Source organism: Achromobacter sp. T5-5, assembly GCF_055397965.1.
The window spans coordinates 2,475,211-2,493,893 of record NZ_AP027919.1; the positions used below are offsets into that span (position 1 = coordinate 2,475,211).

14 protein-coding genes are annotated in these 18,683 nt (G+C 67.4%); 8 read left to right on the top strand and 6 right to left on the bottom strand.

The window, feature by feature from the left end:
• Positions 1-42: 42 nt before the first annotated feature.
• Genes lpxK through ACZ50Q_RS11145 form a run of 3 tightly spaced genes read right to left on the bottom strand, consistent with a single transcriptional unit; the run spans position 43 to position 2,161 of the window.
• Complete coding sequence (gene lpxK / locus ACZ50Q_RS11135) at positions 43-1,131, bottom strand: tetraacyldisaccharide 4'-kinase (protein WP_464081525.1); 1,089 nt, start codon at positions 1,129-1,131, stop codon at positions 43-45.
• Positions 1,128-1,541 (bottom strand): ExbD/TolR family protein, encoded by a 414-nt coding sequence (locus tag ACZ50Q_RS11140; RefSeq protein WP_076520329.1) that lies wholly within the window; start codon positions 1,539-1,541, stop codon positions 1,128-1,130. Before ACZ50Q_RS11140 ends, lpxK begins: the two co-directional genes overlap by 4 nt.
• On the bottom strand, positions 1,538-2,161 hold the full coding sequence (locus ACZ50Q_RS11145; RefSeq protein WP_092580224.1) for a MotA/TolQ/ExbB proton channel family protein: 624 nt from the start codon (positions 2,159-2,161) through the stop codon (positions 1,538-1,540). Before ACZ50Q_RS11145 ends, ACZ50Q_RS11140 begins: the two co-directional genes overlap by 4 nt.
• Positions 2,162-2,512: 351 nt before the next feature.
• Between ACZ50Q_RS11145 and xseA the strand changes: the two genes are divergently transcribed.
• Positions 2,513-3,880, top strand: a complete 1,368-nt coding sequence (xseA, locus tag ACZ50Q_RS11150) for an exodeoxyribonuclease VII large subunit (RefSeq protein ID WP_464081526.1) — start codon at positions 2,513-2,515, stop codon at positions 3,878-3,880.
• Between the two features lie 224 nt (positions 3,881-4,104).
• Positions 4,105-4,683 carry a superoxide dismutase [Fe] gene (gene sodB / locus ACZ50Q_RS11155; protein WP_056324270.1) on the top strand — a complete coding sequence of 193 codons (579 nt, stop codon included), beginning with the start codon at positions 4,105-4,107 and terminating at the stop codon, positions 4,681-4,683.
• A gap of 171 nt (positions 4,684-4,854) precedes the next feature.
• Here sodB and ACZ50Q_RS11160 read toward each other — a convergent pair whose 3' ends face one another.
• On the bottom strand, positions 4,855-4,989 hold the full coding sequence (locus ACZ50Q_RS11160) for a hypothetical protein (protein WP_255376812.1): 135 nt from the start codon (positions 4,987-4,989) through the stop codon (positions 4,855-4,857).
• Between ACZ50Q_RS11160 and ACZ50Q_RS11165 the strand changes: the two genes are divergently transcribed.
• From ACZ50Q_RS11165 to pcaF, 3 genes are all read left to right on the top strand, one after another.
• Complete coding sequence (locus ACZ50Q_RS11165) at positions 4,961-6,667, top strand: methyl-accepting chemotaxis protein (protein ID WP_464081527.1); 1,707 nt, start codon at positions 4,961-4,963, stop codon at positions 6,665-6,667. The two genes, ACZ50Q_RS11160 and ACZ50Q_RS11165, sit on opposite strands and share 29 nt — an antisense overlap.
• A 111-nt stretch (positions 6,668-6,778) precedes the next feature.
• Positions 6,779-8,173, top strand: coding sequence for a chloride channel protein (locus tag ACZ50Q_RS11170; protein ID WP_092580228.1), 1,395 nt, complete (start codon positions 6,779-6,781; stop codon positions 8,171-8,173).
• Positions 8,174-8,339: 166 nt separating this feature from the next.
• Positions 8,340-9,545 carry a 3-oxoadipyl-CoA thiolase gene (pcaF, locus tag ACZ50Q_RS11175; protein ID WP_076520333.1) on the top strand — a complete coding sequence of 402 codons (1,206 nt, stop codon included), beginning with the start codon at positions 8,340-8,342 and terminating at the stop codon, positions 9,543-9,545.
• Positions 9,546-9,642: 97 nt separating this feature from the next.
• Here the strand turns inward: pcaF and ACZ50Q_RS11180 are convergent, their stop codons facing one another.
• Together ACZ50Q_RS11180 and ACZ50Q_RS11185 are read right to left on the bottom strand one after the other, a co-directional pair.
• A complete protein-coding gene (locus ACZ50Q_RS11180) occupies positions 9,643-10,188 on the bottom strand; it encodes a DUF192 domain-containing protein (protein ID WP_464081528.1) in 546 nt (181 codons plus the stop codon).
• Between the two features lie 98 nt (positions 10,189-10,286).
• Entirely contained in the window at positions 10,287-10,532 is a 246-nt protein-coding gene (locus ACZ50Q_RS11185; RefSeq protein WP_006220277.1) for a cold-shock protein, read from the bottom strand.
• A gap of 226 nt (positions 10,533-10,758) precedes the next feature.
• On the opposite strand from ACZ50Q_RS11185, the gene clpS reads away from it, so the two are divergent.
• The 3 genes from clpS (at position 10,759) to pbpC (ending at position 18,669) form a co-directional block, all read left to right on the top strand.
• The gene (gene clpS, locus ACZ50Q_RS11190) at positions 10,759-11,073 is read left to right on the top strand and encodes an ATP-dependent Clp protease adapter ClpS (protein ID WP_008168033.1); all 315 of its coding nucleotides are present in this window, start codon (positions 10,759-10,761) and stop codon (positions 11,071-11,073) included.
• 178 nt (positions 11,074-11,251) lie between these two features.
• Positions 11,252-16,462, top strand: coding sequence for an alpha-2-macroglobulin family protein (locus tag ACZ50Q_RS11195; protein ID WP_464081980.1), 5,211 nt, complete (start codon positions 11,252-11,254; stop codon positions 16,460-16,462).
• Positions 16,459-18,669: a penicillin-binding protein 1C gene (pbpC, locus tag ACZ50Q_RS11200; protein WP_464081529.1), complete on the top strand. Its 2,211-nt coding sequence runs from the start codon at positions 16,459-16,461 to the stop codon at positions 18,667-18,669. Before ACZ50Q_RS11195 ends, pbpC begins: the two co-directional genes overlap by 4 nt.
• Positions 18,670-18,683: the final 14 nt, after the last annotated feature.

The following is an 18,683-nucleotide window of genomic DNA, read 5'->3' on the forward strand; positions in this document are numbered from 1 at the left end:
CTGGACAGCGCCCCGTGCGCGGGCAGGGCCCCGGGCCGCGCGTCAGGCCTGGGACTTGCGCCCACTGTTCCGGCCCTCATTCTGCCTCCCGTTGCCGCCGCGCTTGCACGCTTGCAGGGCCTCGGCCAGCCAGTCGAAGAGGCCCGGATCGGAAAATGCGGCCCGCACCGGGACTTCCCACAAGCGCGCGTCGTTCAGCGCCCCGCATTTGATGGCGTCCTTGGAAGTCACCAAGATCACGTCGGCCGAGAGGCCCTCGAAGGGCGACGTGGCGTAGGCGTGGTGGTCGGGCAGGGGAAGGGTCGCCGACAGCGTGATGCCGGCGGCCCGCAGCGTGGCGAAAAAGCGTTCGGGATTGCCGATTCCCGCCGCGGCCGCGATGCGCGCCTGCCCGGCAAACGCGGACAAGGGCCGCGTGGCGCGTCCGTCCAGATGCCGGGCCTCGCCCGGTTCCAGCCACATGCGCACCTGGCGCGGACGTCCGGCGCCCTGCGGGCCGGGGTTGTCTGGGGGCGTGCCGGTATTCGTCACCACGGCATCCACGTCGGCCAGGCGGCTGGCGGGTTCACGCAGCGGGCCGGCGGGCAGCAGGCGGCTGTTGCCCACGCCGCGCTGGTCCTGCACCACGATTTCGATGTCGCGCGCCAGGGCCAGGTGTTGCAGGCCGTCGTCCGAGACGATGACGTCCACGCGGGGGTGTGCCTGCAGCAGCGCCTGCGCGGCAAGGGCGCGCTTGGGGTGGATGGACACGGGCGCGCCCGTGGCGCGGGCGATCAACGCGGGTTCGTCGCCGAAGCGCGCCGCTTCCAGTTCGCCCAGTCCCACGCGCGGATGCGGGCCGACCTTGACCCCGTAGCCGCGGCTGACCACGCCCGGCGTGTAGCCGCGCGCCCGCAGGCCTTCGACGGTGGCGATCACCATCGGGGTCTTGCCGGTGCCGCCCACGTAGATGTTGCCGATCACGACCACGGGCACCGGCGCCCGGTAAGGGGTCTTGGCGCCGCTGGCATAGCGGGCCCGCTTGCGCGCGACCGCCCAGGCGGTGAGCGCGGAAAGGGGACGCAAGGCGGTGGACAGCCAGCCGCCGCGCTGCCATTGGCGGGCCAGCAGTGATGCGCGTCTGGTTTTCACCGGTTGGTCTGGGCGGCGAAGTTGACGCGGCCGATCCCGGCGAGGCGGGCGGCTTCCATGACGTTGATCACGGACTGGTGGGTGGCCTGGGCGTCGGCGTTGATGATGACGAGCGGCTCGGTCTTGCCGGCTGCGGCCTGGCGCAGGGCGTCGGCGATCTCGGGCGGCGTCGCGACGTCGATGAGGGTGCCGTTCAGGGCGTAGCGGCCATCCTGGCTGACCGCCACTTCCAGGGCCGGGGGCGTGTCCTGTTCGGACGACGCCTGCGGCAGTGTCACCTTCAACTGCGTGAAACGGGTGAAGGACGTCGTGGCCGCCAGGAAGATGAGGATGACCAACAGGACGTCGATGAGCGGAATCAGATTGATGTCGAGCTCGTCGCGGTCGCCCCGGGATCCGCGGAAATTCATGGACGTGCCTCGCGGGGAGCGCGCGCCGGCGCGACGGCGCGAATCAGGCGCGACGCCGCCTGTTCCATGGCGCTGAGGTAGCCGTCCACGCGGCTGCGCAGATAACGGTGGGCGATCATGGCGGGAATGGCGATCAGGATGCCGAAGCCGGTGTTGTAGAGCGCGATCGAGATGCCGCGCGCCAGTTGGGCCGGGTCGCCGCCGCCCGGCGTGTACGAGCCAAAGATTTCGATCATGCCGACCACCGTGCCGAACAGGCCCATGAGCGGCGCGACGACGGCGATGGTGCCGATGGCGGAGATGTAGCGGCTGAGGTCGTGCGCGACGGCGCGGCCGGCGTCCTCGACCACGTTGCGAAGTTCTTCGCGGGGAAGGTGCCGGTGACGCATCACCTCGGCCAGCACGCGGCCCAGCGGCGAATTGCGCTCCAGCCGGTGGATCGCTTCCGGCGTGTCCTGGTGATTGCGCAGCATGTCGGCAACCTGGTCGTTCAGCCCACGCGGCAGGACCAGGTTGCGGCGCAGGGACAGGAAGCGCTCGAAGATCAGCGCCAAGCCCAGCACGGATGTCGCCAGCAGGGGCCAGATGGGCCAGCCGGCCTCGCGCAGAATGGAAAGCAAAGCGGTCAACTCCTGAGGAGCCGAAGGCGCCGTGGAGGCGCGCAGTGGCATCTGAACAAGCCGAAACTGTAACGGCGCCGCGCCCGCGTGGCAAGGCGGGGTGATCCCGAAACTATCCACAGAAACTGTGGATAATTCTGTGTAGAACTCAGCCGGAAGGCTTATGGGCACAGGGCTTGCGCTTGTTTGATTCAAATGCGTGCAGCTTTCATTTGATAAATAACGTATAAAAATCAGATGCTTGCACCGAAAATGCTTGCTTTCGGGACCGTTGCTGCAAATTCCTGGTGACGCGGTATCATTGCGGCCCGCTACGCTTGCCCTGTGGACAGGTTCGCATCGGAAAGCCCCATGACAATTGAATTCTCAGTCACAAACAACGCATTCGCGCGGGATATCCTTACAGTTGCCCAGCTTAATCAAGCAGTGGGGCAGTTGTTGGAGCGGAGCATCCCGGCGCTGTGGGTTCGCGGCGAGATATCCAACTTCACGCAGGCAGCTTCCGGGCATTGGTACTTCACGCTCAAGGACAGCCGCGCCGCCGTGCGGGCCGTCATGTTCCGCAGCCGCGCCAGCGCGGTGGGTTTCGTGCCCCGTGCGGGCGACCAGGTCGAAATCCGGGCGAGAGTGTCGCTGTACGAACCCCGGGGCGACTTCCAGTTGCAGGCTGACGCCATGCGGCGGGCCGGACTAGGGAATCTGTACGAGGCGTTCCTGCGCCTGAAAGAGCAACTGTCGTCCGAGGGCCTGTTCGATCCGGCCCGCAAGCGCGAGCCCGTGCGCCTGCCGCGGGCGATCGGCGTGATCACGTCGCTGCATGCCGCGGCGTTGCGGGACGTCCTTTCCGCGCTGGCCCGGCGCGCGCCCCAGGTGCCCGTCATCATCTACCCGGCTCCGGTGCAGGGGGCGGACGCCGCCGCCCGGCTGGCTGCGCAGGTGCGCATGGCCAATCAGCGGGCCGAGGTGGACACGCTGCTGATCGTGCGCGGCGGGGGCAGCATCGAAGACCTCTGGAGTTTCAACGACGAGGACCTGGCCCGCCAGGTCGCGGTCAGCGAGATTCCCGTCATCAGCGGCGTGGGGCACGAGACCGACTTCACGATCGTGGATTTTGTGTCCGACCTGCGCGCGCCCACGCCTACCGCCGCGGCGGAACTGGCCTGCGCGCCGCGCTCGGAGCTGCTGGGGCAGGTCTTGCAGGCCGCGCAGTCCATGGCGCGCGGCCAGCAGCGGCGGCTGGAGCGCGCCGCGCAGCGGTTGGACCGCGCGGCCGGGCAATTGGTGTCTCCCGCCCAGCGGCTGGAGCATCAACGCGAACGGCTCAACAGCCTGCGGTTCCGGCTGGCGTCGGCCTGGGCGGCGCCGCAAGGCCGGCGCGCCGCGCGCGTCAACCTGCTTGCCCAGCGCCTCGCGCATCGTGTTCCCGACACGGCCCGCGCCGCGGATCGACTGGCGGGCGCCGTGCGGCAATTGGGCCTGGCGCAGGCGCGCCTGCTCACCCAGGGCCGTGTCCGGCTGGCCGCCGCCGGCGCGCAGCTGCGCGCCCTCGATCCGGGCAACACGCTGGCGCGCGGCTACGCCATCGCGCGCGACGCCGAGGGCCGCATCGTTCGCGACGCGGCGACCCTGTCGGCGGGCCAGCCGCTGGACCTGAGCTTCGCCCAAGGCGGCGCCCAGGTGCTCGTGCAGCAGACCCGCAAGACACGCGACGCCGGCTGACGCGCCGGGCGGCCTGGGGCCCGAAAGCGGTGCGTCTTCACGCCGTGTGCCGCGCGAAGCCCTCGTACCAGGCCGCGGCCCGTAGCGTTTGCGAAGACTCGGTCACCGAACGCATAACCATGTGTCCCTTAACCCCGCGCCAGCGCGGGGTTAACACGGTATCCTCATTAGTTGCCGATACAATTGAACGGCTTGATCGTGCTCTCAACAGAAGGAACCCTCACATGGCACATACTCTTCCCCCCCTGCCTTACGAACTCGACGCCCTGGCGCCGCACATCTCCAAGGAAACGCTGGAGTTCCACTACGGCAAGCATCACCAGACGTACGTCACGAATCTGAACAACCTGATCCCGGGCACGGAATTCGAAACGCTGTCGCTGGAAGACATCGTGAAGAAGTCCTCGGGTGGCATTTTCAACAACGCCGCCCAGGTCTGGAACCACACCTTCTACTGGAACAGCCTGGCTCCCAAGGCCGGCGGCGCACCGACGGGCGCATTGGCTGACGCCATCAACGCCAAGTGGGGCAGCTTCGACGCCTTCAAGGAAGCCTTCAACAAGTCGGCCGCCGGCAACTTCGGTTCGGGCTGGACCTGGCTGGTCAAGAAGGCCGATGGCTCGGTCGACATCGTCAACACTAGCAACGCGGCCACCCCGCTCACGACGGCCGACAAGCCGCTGCTGACCTGTGATGTCTGGGAACACGCGTACTACATCGACTACCGCAACGCGCGTCCCAAGTACCTGGAGAATTTCTGGGCCCTGGCGAACTGGGATTTCGCCGCCAAGAACTTTGCCTGAACGGCATTTGCGGACCTCGCCGCGCCGCTGGCGCTGCGTCCCGTGACCAAAACCCCTCGCCCCGGCGAGGGGTTTTTCATTCAGGAGAAATTCAGTTTCGGAAACCCCCCTTGCGTGGTGATTTCATTACAGGGAACTGAACCGGTAACAGGCTTTTCTTCAGGGTTAGCCCTAGGTCAAAGGGTCGATATCTTTGCCGTCGGCCAGCGGCTGCACCTCGGAGCGCATGGCTGCGGCAACGCCGCGACACGCCGGGGTTACCACAGGGAAAGAAAGCATGTTGCGGTTATTTTCGGGGATGCGCATTGGCGCTCGCCTGACGGGCGCGTTTTTACTGGTTGCGGTAATTGGTGGTGCGATCGGCGCCTTCGGCGTCTGGGGGCTGGCGCGCATCAATGCCATGAACGACAGGCTTTACGACACCGAGCTGCGCGGCATCTCGGATCTGAAGGAAGCCAACCTTAACCTCATCTACGCGGGCCGAGCGCGCAACGCCTTTCTGGCCGCGTCCTCCGAGCAGGAGCGGCAGGCGCTGCGCAAGCAGTTCGACGATGCGGTCAGGAACATGGATGCGCTGCGCGACAAGGCTGCCGCCACGTTCGACGCGGAGCAGACCAGGCAATTGCTTGCGCAGTTCGGCGAAACCGAACAGGTGTGGAAGCGCGAGGCCAGCGCCTTTTTCGAGGCGGCCAAGTCGCAGCCCCTGACGCAGAACGACCCGCGCGTGGCCGAGATCGAAAGGCGTTTGATCGCGTCTTCGCAGAAGCTCGACGACCTGATGACCGATCTGGCGGTCAGCAAGGAAAAGTCCGCCGAGGCCTCTGTGCAGGAAGGCACGGAGCTCTACGGCACGGTTCGCGCCATCATGATTGCCCTGGCGGTGGCGGGCGTGGCCATCGGCATGCTGCTGGGCTGGCTGGTGACGCGCGGCATCGTTCGGCCGCTGGGCGAGGCGGTGTCCGCGGCGCGCCAGGTGGCGGCGGGCGACCTGACGGCCGATATCCGCGTCTCCACGCGCGATGAGACCGGCGATCTGATGGGCGCGCTCAAGGCCATGAACGAAAGCCTGGCGCGCATCGTGCGCGACGTGCGCGACGGCTGTGAAAGCATCGCCTCGGCCTCGTCGCAGATCGCGCAGGGCAATGCCGACCTGTCCCAGCGCACCGAGGAGCAGGCGTCTTCGCTGGAAGAGACCGCCGCGTCCATGGAAGAGCTCACCAGCACGGTGCAGCAGAATGCCAACAACGCCAGCGAGGCCGATCGCCTGGTCAATCAGGCATCGAACGTGGCCGTGCGCGGCGGCGAGGTGGTCCAGGGCGTGGTGCAGACCATGAGCGCGATTTCTGACAGCTCGCGCCGTATCGCCGATATCACGGGCGTGATCGACGGCATCGCCTTCCAGACCAACATCCTGGCGCTCAACGCCGCCGTGGAAGCGGCGCGCGCGGGCGAGCAAGGACGCGGCTTTGCCGTCGTGGCGGGCGAGGTGCGCACGCTGGCGCAGCGCTCCGCGGTGGCCGCCAAGGAGATCAAGGCCCTGATCGACGAGTCCGTGACGCGCGTTGAAGGCGGCACGCGCCAGGTCGACGAAGCCGGGCGCACCATGCGCGAAGTGGTCGACAGCGTGCGCCAGGTCGCGACCCTGGTGCGCGAGATCGCGGGCGCGTCGGAGGAGCAGTCGACGGGCATCGGGCAGGTCAATCAGGCCGTTTCGCAGATGGACTCGGTGACCCAGCAGAACGCCGCCCTGGTCGAGGAAGCGGCGGCGGCCGCCGGCAGCATGCAGGAGCAGGCCAACCGGTTGGCGCAGGAGGTGCGCCGCTTCAAGGTGGAAGCGGCTGGCGGCTCCGCGCGGCAGGCCCAGGCGCGGCTGATGCCGGCCGAGCCCATCGCGGCGCCCAAGCCCGCCAAGCCCGCTGCGCGGCCGGCACAGGCCCGGCCCGCGCTGGCGAGCGCGGCACAGGACGACTGGTCGTCCTTCTGACGCCGGGCGGTCCGGACGGGAGCGGGCTTTCGGCTACGGGTCAGGACGGGATGGTAAGGTTAGCAACCTCGTCCCGCACAACCTGCCCAACCGCCGTCCAACCTCCAGCCCATGAATCTGCCCGACCCCGTCCGCCGCCTCATCGCCCGAACGCGCCGGGTGGCGCGCCGCAAGGTGCGCCAGATCAACCGCCTGTCGCGCAAAAGCGTGCAACTGGGACTGCTGCTCGGGGGCGCGGGGCTGGTGGCGCTGATGTCGCTGGGGTTCGCATACCTGGCCGACAAGGCGCTGGCCTGGAACCGGCAATGGGTGGCGTACAACGGCTGGTTGGCGCTACTGGTGCTGCCCTTCGGCTTGGCCGCGTTGCGCTGGCTCACAATGCGCTTTGCGCCCAACGCCTCGGGCAGCGGCATCCCGCAGGTCATCGGCGCGCTGTCGCTGCCGCCGGGCCCCAGCCAGAGCAGCCTGGTGTCGCTGGCGCAAAGTCTCTGGAAGATTCCGCTTGCGTTCTTCGGCATGCTGGCCGGCGCCTCGATCGGCCGCGAAGGGCCGTCCGTGCAGGTCGGCGCGGCGCTCATGCTTGCCTGGGGCGACTTCTGGAAGCGCCGCGGTGTGAAGCTGCGCGGCTTCCATGCAAACGAACTGATCGCGGCCGGCGCGGCGGGCGGGCTTGCGGCGGCGTTCAACGCGCCGCTGGCGGGCGTCATCTTCGCCATCGAGGAGCTCGGACGCGGCACGGTGCTGCGCTGGCAGCGGCTGGTGCTGATCGGCGTGCTGGCCGCCGGTTTTCTGGTCGTGGCGGTGGAGGGAAACAATCCTTACTTCGGCGTGTTCGGCGGCGCCGAGCTGTCGCACAACATGGTGATGTGGATCGTCATCTGCGGCGCGCTCAATGGCGCGCTGGGCGGCGTGTTTGCCCGCTTGCTGGGCAAGGGGCCGGTGGGCGCGGCGCCGCAATCGTGGCGCGCCTGGATCCGCGCCCATCCCATCTGGACGGCGTTCATCATGGGTCTGGCCCTGGCGGTGATCGGCCTTTGCACCGCGGGCAGCGTGTACGGGACCGGCTACGCCGCGGCGGCCGATCTGCTGAACGGCAAGAACTCGGTGCCCGAGGGTTTCGGCATCGCCAAGCTTGCGGCGACAGTCGCTTCCTACTGGGCCGGCATTCCGGGCGGCATCTTCACGCCGGCGTTGACCACCGGCGCGGGCATCGGCCATCACATCTGGGAGCTCGCGGGCGACGGCGTCGACCAGCGCGTGCTCGTGCTGCTGTCGATGGCCGCTTTTCTTGCGGCCGCCACGCAGGCGCCGTTGACGGCCAGCGTCGTGGTGATGGAGATGACGGGCAGCCAGCCCATGCTGTTCTGGCTGCTGCTGGGATCGCTGCTGGCATCCGGGGTGTCGCGCCAGTTCTGCCCGCAGCCTTTCTACCATCTGGCGGCGGGACGGTTCCGCAGGCAGGCGATCGTGGAAGCTGGCCGAGCGGCCAAGTCCACGGCGCACTGAAAGCGGGCGCTGGCGCCCGCTTTCGTGCAGGCATGCGCGCCGCGATGTGAACGTCCATTGGACACTGTCCGTGCTGCGGACATCCCGGCGACGCACCAACTTGGCGCGAAAGCGCTGCGTTAAGATCAGTCGATCCCGAGTTCTTTCACTTCACTCCGAGCTTCCCATGACCGTGAATGCCTTTATCTGTGATGCGATCCGTACCCCCTTTGGCCGCTACGGCGGGGCGCTGGCTTCCGTGCGTCCTGACGACCTGGCTGCCGTAGCCATCAAGGCCCTCGTGGCGCGCAACCCTGGCGTGCGGTGGGAAGAACTCGACGACGCCATCATGGGCTGCGCGAACCAGGCCGGCGAAGACAACCGCAACGTGGCCCGCATGGCGACCCTGCTGGCGGGCCTGCCGATCGAAGTTCCGGGCGCCACCGTCAACCGCCTGTGCGGCTCGGGGCTGGACGCCATCGGCACCGCCGCGCGCGCCATCCGCGCCGGTGAAGCCGGCCTGATGCTGGCCGGCGGCGTCGAAAGCATGAGCCGCGCGCCCTTCGTGATGGGCAAGGCCGACAGCGCCTTCTCGCGCAGCGCCGCCATCTACGACACCACCATCGGCTGGCGTTTCGTCAACAAGTTGATGAAGGCCCAGTACGGCGTGGATTCCATGCCGGAGACCGCCGAGAACGTCGCCGACGATTTCAACGTCAGCCGCGCCGACCAGGATCTGTTCGCGCTGGCCAGCCAGGAAAAGACCGCGCGCGCGCAGAAGGAAGGCTTTTTCGACGCCGAGATCGTGCCCGTGTCGATCGCCCAGAAAAAGGGCGACCCCATTGTCGTCTCCAAGGACGAGCATCCTCGTGAAACGTCGCTGGAATCGCTGGCCAAGCTGAAGGGCGTGGTGCGCGAAGGCGGCAGCGTCACCGCCGGCAACGCGTCGGGCGTGAACGACGGCGCCGCCGCGCTGCTGCTGGCCGACGAAAAGGCCGCCGCCCGCCATGGCCTCACCCCGCGCGCTCGCGTGGTCGGCATGGCGACCGCCGGCGTCGCGCCGCGCATCATGGGCATCGGCCCGGCGCCCGCCACCCGCAAGGTGCTGGCGCAGACCGGCCTGACGCTGGACCAGATGGACGTCATCGAACTGAACGAGGCGTTTGCCGCTCAAGGCCTGGCCGTGCTGCGCCAGCTCGGCATCGCCGACAACGATCCGCGCGTGAACCCCAACGGCGGCGCGATCGCCCTGGGCCACCCGCTGGGCGCCAGCGGTGCGCGCCTGGCCACCACCGCCATCAATCAACTGCATCGCACCGGCGGCCGCTACGCGCTGTGCACGATGTGCATCGGCGTGGGCCAGGGCATCGCGCTCATCGTCGAGCGCGTGTAACCCGCGCCTGCCGCGCCGGAAACGACAAGGGAGCCCTCGGGCTCCCTTTGTCATGGTCCGGGGGCAGGGTCCCGGCCAGGTGTCCAGACGCGGCGGTTCAGGGCAGCCCATCGAGCTTCTTGCCCGCCGCGATGCCATGGGCGGTGAACCAGCCTTGCGACATTTCCAGCGCGTAGCGCACCGGCTTCTTCGCGCAATGCGGATCTTCGGTCTGGGGCGCCATGTCCTCGATGTTGACGATCGTGCCGTCGTCGGCGATAAAGGCAATCGAGAGCGGCAGGAGCGTGTTGCGCATCCAGAAGCACTGCACGTCAGGCCGTTCGAACACGAACAGCATGCCGTCGTTGCCGGGCAGTTCCGTGCGGAACATCAGGCCGTCGCGCCGCGTGGCGTCGGTGTTGGCCACTTCTGCGCGGATAATATGGATGCCGGCCGACAGTTGGGTGATGGGCAGGCGCGGCTGGGCTCGCGTCTGCTGTTGGGCGCCGGCGGGCAAGGGCAGCGCCAGCGCCGCCAGCGCGATGGCCGCGGCAGCCGCTGCCGAAACCGTGCGCCCGGTGGCGCCGCCTGCAGATCCAGCCTTGGTGAATGTTGTTTTGAACAGCGTATGAACAGTGGAAAACAAAACGGCAATCTTCGGCATGGCCCGGCGCAGTAAGTATTAAGGAAATAACAAAGGCGGGGCCCGAAAGCCCCGCCTGGATAATGGCACAACTATACCGTTGCGCTTTAAAGGGTAACTCAGGCAGCCGTAATATTGAGCGCCTGTTTGCCTTTAGGCCCCTGGATAATCTCGAAGGCCACTTTCTGGCCTTCCTTCAGGGTTTTAAAACCATTCATCTGGATGGACGAGAAATGGGCGAACAGATCTTCACCGCCGTCGTCGGGCGTAATGAAGCCAAACCCCTTTGCATCGTTGAACCATTTGACGGTGCCCGTCGATTTGGGATTGTCCCCTTGGACGGCGGTTGCGGTCGTATCAGACATGCGGCCTGCCTCATTGAATCGTATGTTGACAGAAGGGCATCGCGGTCTAGACCTCTGTCCCCCCTCCGGCTTCCTGGCAGATTTTCGGTGAATTGAAAACCCCAGAATGCGTGGATAATGCGCCGCTTTTCTCCGCTGCGTCAAGTATGGATACTACGTATTTCTGCGTGTAATTTTCAGTAAGTTGAGTGGTTGCCGTCCCCAGTTTAAATAGAATACCCGCCCTATGAGTTCTACCTTGGATACCCAGCATGATTTGGTCGTCGAGAAGGCGCCGGCTCGCGCTGCGCCACCGCCGATGTACCAGGTGCTGTTGCTCAATGACGACTACACCCCGATGGAGTTCGTCGTGAAGGTGCTGCAGAAGTTCTTCAATAAGAATCAGGAAGAGGCCACGCGGATCATGCTGCAGGTCCACCACGAAGGACGTGGGGTTTGCGGGGTATACCCGCGCGACCTCGCTGCCACGCGAATTGCCCAGGTCGGGCAGTATGCGCGGGCGCGCCAGCATCCTTTGCAATGTGTGATGGAACCGGTTTGACATCCACAAGAAACAACGCCGCCAGCAATGGCGGCGTTGTGCTGCCGATGGTATCCCGGGTTCCGGGTTGAACGATTTTGCCGTGTACCGGGAAGCGCGCGGCACATGCGGGTCGGCAGCTCCGCCGCTAAGGAGCGTTGCGTTCGAGTAGGCGGGGAGGTTCGCTGTGAGTGGAAAGATCAGCAAGGGCTGGCTGGCGGTAGCCGGCGTCGCGGTGTTGGCCGGCGCCATAGGCGTGGGCTGGTGGATGGGCAAGGAGCGGCAGCCGGCAGGTCCGGCCCCCGTGCCTGCGGCACAGACGGCGACGACGGCGGCCGCGCAGGCGTCCAGCGGCGCGGCGCCCGCGCTGCCCGCCAGCGCGACGGTGGGCGCCGCCGATCCCTTCGCGGCGCTGAATTGCCAGCCCCGCCAGTACAACGATGCCTTGTCCCTGGCCGTGACGTTCACGCAGCCCGTGGATGCCAAGAGCAATCTGGATGCTTTCCTGCAGGTTACCGATACGGGCTCGACCGCCGGCAAGGCGGATGAGGACAGCGAATCGGCTGCCGCCGCGGGACAGCAGCCGGCCTCGGTGCGTCCGGGCGACTCCGCGCCCAAGGGCAAGATCGTCAAGGGCAATTGGGTGGTCGGCGACAATCCTCGCGTCATCTACTTCCCTTATGTGCAGCCGCAGCGCTCCTACGCCATCGCCGTGCGCTCGGGCCTGCCCGGCGCGGGTGAAAAAGTCGCGCTGACCGAAGCCTCGCATTGCGAGGTCAGCACGCAGGCCATGCCGCCGTCGTTCTATTTCGCCAGCCGCGGCGTGGTGCTGCCGGCCGGCCAGAACGGCGGTTTGCCGGTGGCGACGGTGAACGTGCCCGAAGTCGACGTGCAGTTTCTTCGCGTGTCGCCCGAGCGCGTGCCGGAACTCTTCGACACCGTGCTCGGCGTGGGCCGCGGCGCGGCCGCTTCCGATGAGGAAGACGACGGCAACTACGATGAGAACGACTGGCGCTATGCCGGCAACCGCAGCCTGAAGGGCTCGGTCAGCAACTGGGACCTGGACCGTCTGAATTCCCTGACCACCAGCGTCTATCAAGGCCGTTTCGTCACCGACGACAAGCCCAACCGGCGCCACGTCACGTTCCTGCCGGTCGAAGGCATCAAGGAATTGCAGGAGCCGGGCATCTACGTCGCGGTCATGAGCCAGCCGGGGCGTTTCCGCTACGAATACCAGGTCACGTATTTCTACGTCAGCGACATCGGCCTGCATGCGCGCCGCTACAGCGACCGCATCGAGGCCTATTCCGTTTCCCTCAAGACCGGCCAGCCCATTTCCGGCGCGGTCTTCGAGCTGGTCGATGGCGCCGGCAAGGCGCTGGCCAAGGCCGCGGCCGATGGGCAAGGTCATGTCCGTTTCGACGGCAGCTTCGCCAATGCCCGCGTCATCCGCGCCGCGCGCGACAAGGAAATGACCGTGCTCGCGCTGGGCGAACCGGCGCTGGACCTGTCGGAATTCGATACGGGCGGCCATGCGTCGCGCGCCAACAATCTGTTCGTCTACGCGGGCCGCAACCTGTACCGTCCCGGCGAAACCTTCACCGTGTCGGTGCTGCCGCGCGACCTGGACGGCCGCGTGCTGACGCCGTCGCCGCTCACCGCCACCCTCAAGCGTCCCGACGGCCGCACCGTGCAGACCGCGCTCTGGCAGCCCCAGAAGGATCTTCCGGGCTATGTCGAGCGCGCCATCGATCTGCCGCTGGATGCGCAGACCGGCACCTGGCTGCTCGAGCTGCGCGTCGATCCGTCGTCCCGCGCGCCCGACGCATCCTGGAAATTCCAGGTCGAAGAATTCCTGCCCGAACGCATGAAGATGACGTTGACGTCCGGCCAGGACGTGCTGTCGCCCGACGAGGAGTTGACCGTCGACGTGCAGGGCGACTACCTGTACGGCGCGCCCGCGGCGGGCAACCGCCTGCTGGCGACCTTCCAGGTCAAGCGCGACCGTTACGCGCTGGCCCAGCAATGGCCGGGCTTCATCTTCGGCGACGTGGCCGACGACACGCGCCGCAGCTTCGGCGAGCTGCCGGAGTCCGCGCTGGACGAGAAGGGCCGCGCGCAGCTCGAGGTCAATCCCAACGCGGCCGGCACGCATTCGCCGATGAAGGTCCGGGTGTCCGCCAGTCTGCTGGAATCCGGCGGCCGTCCGGTGGTGCGCTCGATCGAGCGCAGCGTCTGGCCCGCCGACAAGCTGATCGCCGTCCGTCCGCAGTTCGACAGCGACGTGGCCCGTGAAAACGCGCCTGCGGCGTTCGAGGTGATCCGCGCCAATGCGCAAGGCAAGATCGAACCGCTGGCCCAGGCCCAGATGCGGCTGTTCCGTGAAGAGCGCCAATACTATTGGCGTTTCGACGACCAGCGCGGCTGGAACAGCGGCTACACCGAAACCGAGGAACTGGTCGATTCGCGCGAGATCGCGCTCACTGACCGCAGCCAGTTGACCGTGCCGGTCAAGTGGGGGCGCTACCGCCTGGAAATCGCCGATCCGGAAACCGGCGAAACGATGCGCTATCGCTTCTATGCCGGCTGGAACGCGCAGGACGCCGATGCCATGGGCAACCGTCCCGATCGCGTGCAGATGAAGCTGGAAGGCGTGCCGGCCAAGCCGGGCGACAGCGTCAAGCTGACGCTCACGCCGCCGCATGATGGGCAGGCGCTCATCACGGTGGAAGGCGATCGCATGCTGTGGTCCAAGTGGGTGGCCGTGAAGGCCACCGGCACCGAGGTCGAGATTCCCGTCGACAAGGAATGGAAGCGTCACGACCTGTACGTGGCCGCGGCGGTGTTCCGCCCGGGCAGCGAAGGCGACCGCGTCACGCCGGCCCGTGCGCTGGGCCTCGCGTTCCTGCCGATCGCCAGCGCCGACCGCAAGCTGGACGTCAAGCTCACCGCCGCACCCAAGGCCGTGCCCGAAACCAAGACGACCGTGCGCGTCAAGGTCGACGGCGCCCAGGGCAAGCAGGCCACGGTGACGCTGTCCGCCGTGGACGTCGGCATCCTGAACATCAACCAGTACGCCACGCCCGATCCGCTGGACTATTTCTTCGGCAAGCACCGCTATGCGCCCGAGCTGCTGGACATGTACGGCAAGCTCATCGAAAAGATGGACGGCACCAAGGGCAAGCTGAAGTGGGGCGGCGACGCCGCGATGCGCGGCGACAGCAAGAGCCTGCCCAAGAAGGTCAAGCTGGTGGACCTGTTCTCGGGCCCGGTCGCGCTCAACGCGCAAGGCGAAGCCGACATCCCGCTGGACCTGCCGGACTTCAACGGCACGCTGCGCCTGATGGCCGTGGCCTTCACGCCGGACAACTACGGCAGCACGGACACCGAAATGGTGGTGGCCGCGCCCATCGTGGCGGAACTGAACACCCCGCGTTTCATCACGCCGGGCGACCAGGCGGCCATCGCGCTGGACGTCACCAACCTGAGCGGCGCCGAGCAGAAGGTGTCGGTCAAGCTGGAGGCGCTGGACCCGCTGGCGATCGTCGACGGTGTGCGCACGGTCACGCTCAAGGACAAGCAGCGCACGACCCTGCGCTTCACTGCTACGACGACGGGCTCGTATGGGCTGGGCCTGATGCGTCTGACCGTGGACGGGCAGGGCGGCGACAAGCCGGTGCATATCGTGCGCGAGTCAGTGCTGCAGGTGCAGCCGGCCCATGCGCCGGAGCGTCAGGTGCGCCGTCTGCGCCTGAATCCGGGCGAGACGCAGTCGCCCCAGGCATCGTGGGTCGCGTCCTACTATCCGGACTCCACGACCGTCAGCCTGACCGTGTCCAACCGTCCTCCGTTCAACGTCAACCGTCTGGTCGAAGGCCTGCTCAACTATCCGTACGGATGCACCGAGCAGACCATCAGCGCGACCCTGCCGTGGGTGATGCTGGACGAGGACACCGCCAAGCAGTTCGGCCTGAAGCCGCGCACGCAGGCCGAGCGCGCCGCGAAGGTGGCAGGCGCCATCGGCCGTCTGTCGGGCATGCGCAATTCCGTCGGTTCCTACAACCTCTGGAGCGGCGCCTCGTCGCGCGACGTGTGGCTGACGGCGTATGCCGTGGGCTTCATGCAGGATGCGCGCGACCGGGGCTTCGAGGTGCCGGACGGCTCGCTGGATCGTTCCCGGACCTGGCTGCTTGAACAGGTGCAGCAGAGCACGGGCGCATTCGGCACCTGGTCGGCCAACCTGCGCCGCAACGTCGAGGCGAACCGCATCGACAGCAGCGACGCCAACATCCTGCGCGAGGACCATCGCCGCTTCGCCGGCCTGGCCACCGCCGCGCTGGCGCTGGCCCGCGACAAGAAGGCCCCGCTGTCGACCGTGCGCCAGCTCTTCGACAACTACCAGGAACGCGCGCGCTCGCCGCTGCCGCTGGTGCAACTGGCTGCCGCCTTCAAGCTGATGGGCGATGAAGCGCGCATGAAGCAGGCGCTCGACCTGGCCATGACGCGCGCCTATGGCATCAACATCAACAACCGCAGCAGCGCCTATTACGACGAGTGGATGGGCGACTACGGCAGCAGTGTGCGCGATTACGCGCTGGCCTACGCGTTGGTCTCGCAGTACGACCTGCGCCATGAGCGCAGTGAAAACCTGCTGACGCAGCTCGCCGGCCGCCTGGGCAATCGTTCCTACCTGTCGACGCAGGAACAGATGGCCCTGCTGCTGGCCGCGCGCGCCGCGGGCGGCAGCAAGAGCACGCCGTGGGAAGCCACGCTGACGGTCAATGGCGAGCGCAAGCCGCTGTCCGGCGGCAAGAGCGACCAGACGGTCGCGCTCACCGCGGCGGACCTGGCGGGCACGCAGCTCCAGAACACGGGCAGCCAGTCGCTCTTTGTCGAGTACGACATCCAGGGCAGCCCGACCGCCACCCCGGCGCCGCGCAACGACATCATCCAGCTCAAGCGCGGCTGGTACCGTCCGGACGGCCGTCCGTGGGACGGCGGCACGTTGCAGACCGGCGACATGCTGGTGGTCTGGGTGCAGGCAAGCGCCAACCAGAACATCCCCGACGGGCTGCTGGTCGACCGCGTGCCGGCGGGTTTCGAAGTCGAAAACCTGAACCTTTCGCAAAGCCCCGAGATGCAGGACTGGACGATCGGCGGACGCCGTGTGGCCGATGCCATGTCGGACTCCAACATCAAGCATCGTGAGTTCCGCGATGACCGCTATGTGGCCGCGGTGTCGCTGGGGCGCGGCAAGGTGGACGTGTTCTATCTGGTGCGCGTCGTGACGCCGGGCCGCTACGCGGTGCCGTCGACGGTGGCCGAGGACATGTACCGGCCCGAAATCCGCGGCGTGGGTGAGCAATGGAGCACGGTCGAAATCCGAGATCGCGGCGCCAAGCGTCCTTGAACGCCGGCGCTCCCCCCGCGGCGGGCGCCTCGCGCGCCCGCCGCTGGCGGCGGCGCGGCATCTTCGCGGCCAGCGCGTTGTCGGCGCTGGCCGCGTTGTTATTCGCGCTGGACCGCCTGTACCCATTGCCGCCCATCGATTCGGGCGGGGCTGCGGTGGTCGTGGCCGCCGACGGCACGCCGCTGCGCAACTATCCCAGCCGCGACGGCATCTGGCGCTATCCGGTGCAGTCCGGCCAGGTATCGCCCCGCTATCTGGAAACCCTGCTCACCTACGAGGACCGCTGGTTCTACTGGCATCCCGGGGTCAACCCCGTGGCGCTCGCGCGCGCGGGCTGGCAATGGGCCACCAACCGGCGCATCGTCTCGGGCGGATCGACGCTGACCATGCAGGTCGCGCGGCTGATCGATCCGGAGCTGGCGGGCAAGCCCTCGCGCACCCTTTCCGCGAAGTTGCGGCAGGCTTGGCGCGCCGTGCAACTTGAAATGCACTACAGCAAGGACGAGATTCTTTCCCTGTACCTGACCCATGCGCCCATGGGCGGCATCGTGGAAGGGGTGGAGATGGGCGCGCGCCTGTGGCTGGGCAAGCCGGCCCGCGACCTGGGGCCGGCCGAGGCCGCGATGCTGACGGCCTTGCCCCAGGCGCCGTCGCGGCTGCGCCCCGACCGCCATCCCGAGGCCGCGCAGGCCGCGCGCGACAAGGTGCTGGACCGCATGGCCGAGCTGGGCCGCTGGACCCCGGCCGAGGTGGCTGACGCAAAGATCGAGACCGTCATCGCGCCGCCGCTGCGCGCGCGCTGGCTGGCGCCCCTGGCTGCGCAGCGCCTGCTGCAGGAAGCGGGCGGCGAGCGCCGCGCGGGCGGGCGCCCGCCCCTGGTAACGTCCACGCTGGACGCGGACATGCAGTTCTCGGTGGAACAAATGTTGCTGGATCGGGTCGATAACCTGCCGCCCAAGGTGTCGATGGCCGTGCTGGTCATGGACAACGACACGCTGGAGGTCAAGGCCTACGCCGGCTCGGCGGATTTTTCCGACGATTCGCGCTATTCCCATGTGGACATGGTGCGCGGGGTGCGCTCGCCGGGTTCGACGCTCAAGCCTTTCCTTTATGCCCAGGCCCTGGACGAGGGACTGATCCATTCGGAAAGCCTGCTGATCGACGCGCCCTTGTCGTTCGGCGGCTACGCGCCGGGCAATTTCCAGGCGGCGTTCTCCGGCCCCGTCAGCGTCGCGCAAGCTTTGCAGCGGTCGCTGAATGTGCCGGCCGTGGACCTGCTGGACCGCGTCGGGCCGGCCAGTTTTGCCTCGGGTATGCTGGCGGGAGGCGTGAAGTTGCGCCTGCCTGCCGGGGCCGAGCCGAACCTGAGCTTGATTTTGGGCGGGGGTGGCACCACATTGGAAGAACTGGTGGGCGCTTATCGCGCGCTGGCCCGGGACGGCGTCTCGGGACGGCCTCGCCTTCGGGCGGAGCAGCCCATGGTCGAGTCCCGTATGATGAGTCCTGGCGCGGCCTGGATCGTTCGGGATATTCTCGAAGGCGGCGGTCATCCCGACCGGCCGTTCTACCAGTCGGGCAGTCCCGGCCGGCAACTGGCCTGGAAAACCGGGACCAGTTTCGGATTCCGGGACGCGTGGGCGGTCGGCGTGACCGACAGATGGACGATCGGCGTATGGGTCGGAAGGCCCGACGGTACGCCGAATCCCGGATTTTTCGGGGCGAATGTGGCGGCGCCGCTACTGCAGGATATCGTGGCGGCATTGCCGGAAGGCGCCCAGCAGGTCCGCGTCAGGCCCGAAACGGTGCAGGCGGTGGTGACATGCTGGCCCTTGGGCTACAGGCTGGGCAGCGTGCCTTCGGGCGCGTGTCCCGAACAGCGGGCAGCCTGGATGCTCAATGACACGGCGCCGCCCTCGTTTGCCGGGTATGCCGACGCCACGCAGGGGCCGCTGCGTCTGGGCGGCGTGGCCAACGGCTCGGTGCTGCGGCCCGTGCCCGGCATGCGGCAGGTAGCCCTGGACGTGGACGTCCAGGGTGCGCAGGGCGAGGTATGGTGGATGCTCGATGGTCGTGTCGCAAGTCATGGCGCCGCGGGTCATCCGTTTAATTTGGTGCTGGCGCACGACGGCCGGTATACGCTAACCGTCATGGATACACATGGCCGCCACGACAGCGTGGTTTTTGAAATCGCTGGCGTTACGCCATGATCGGCATAGAATAT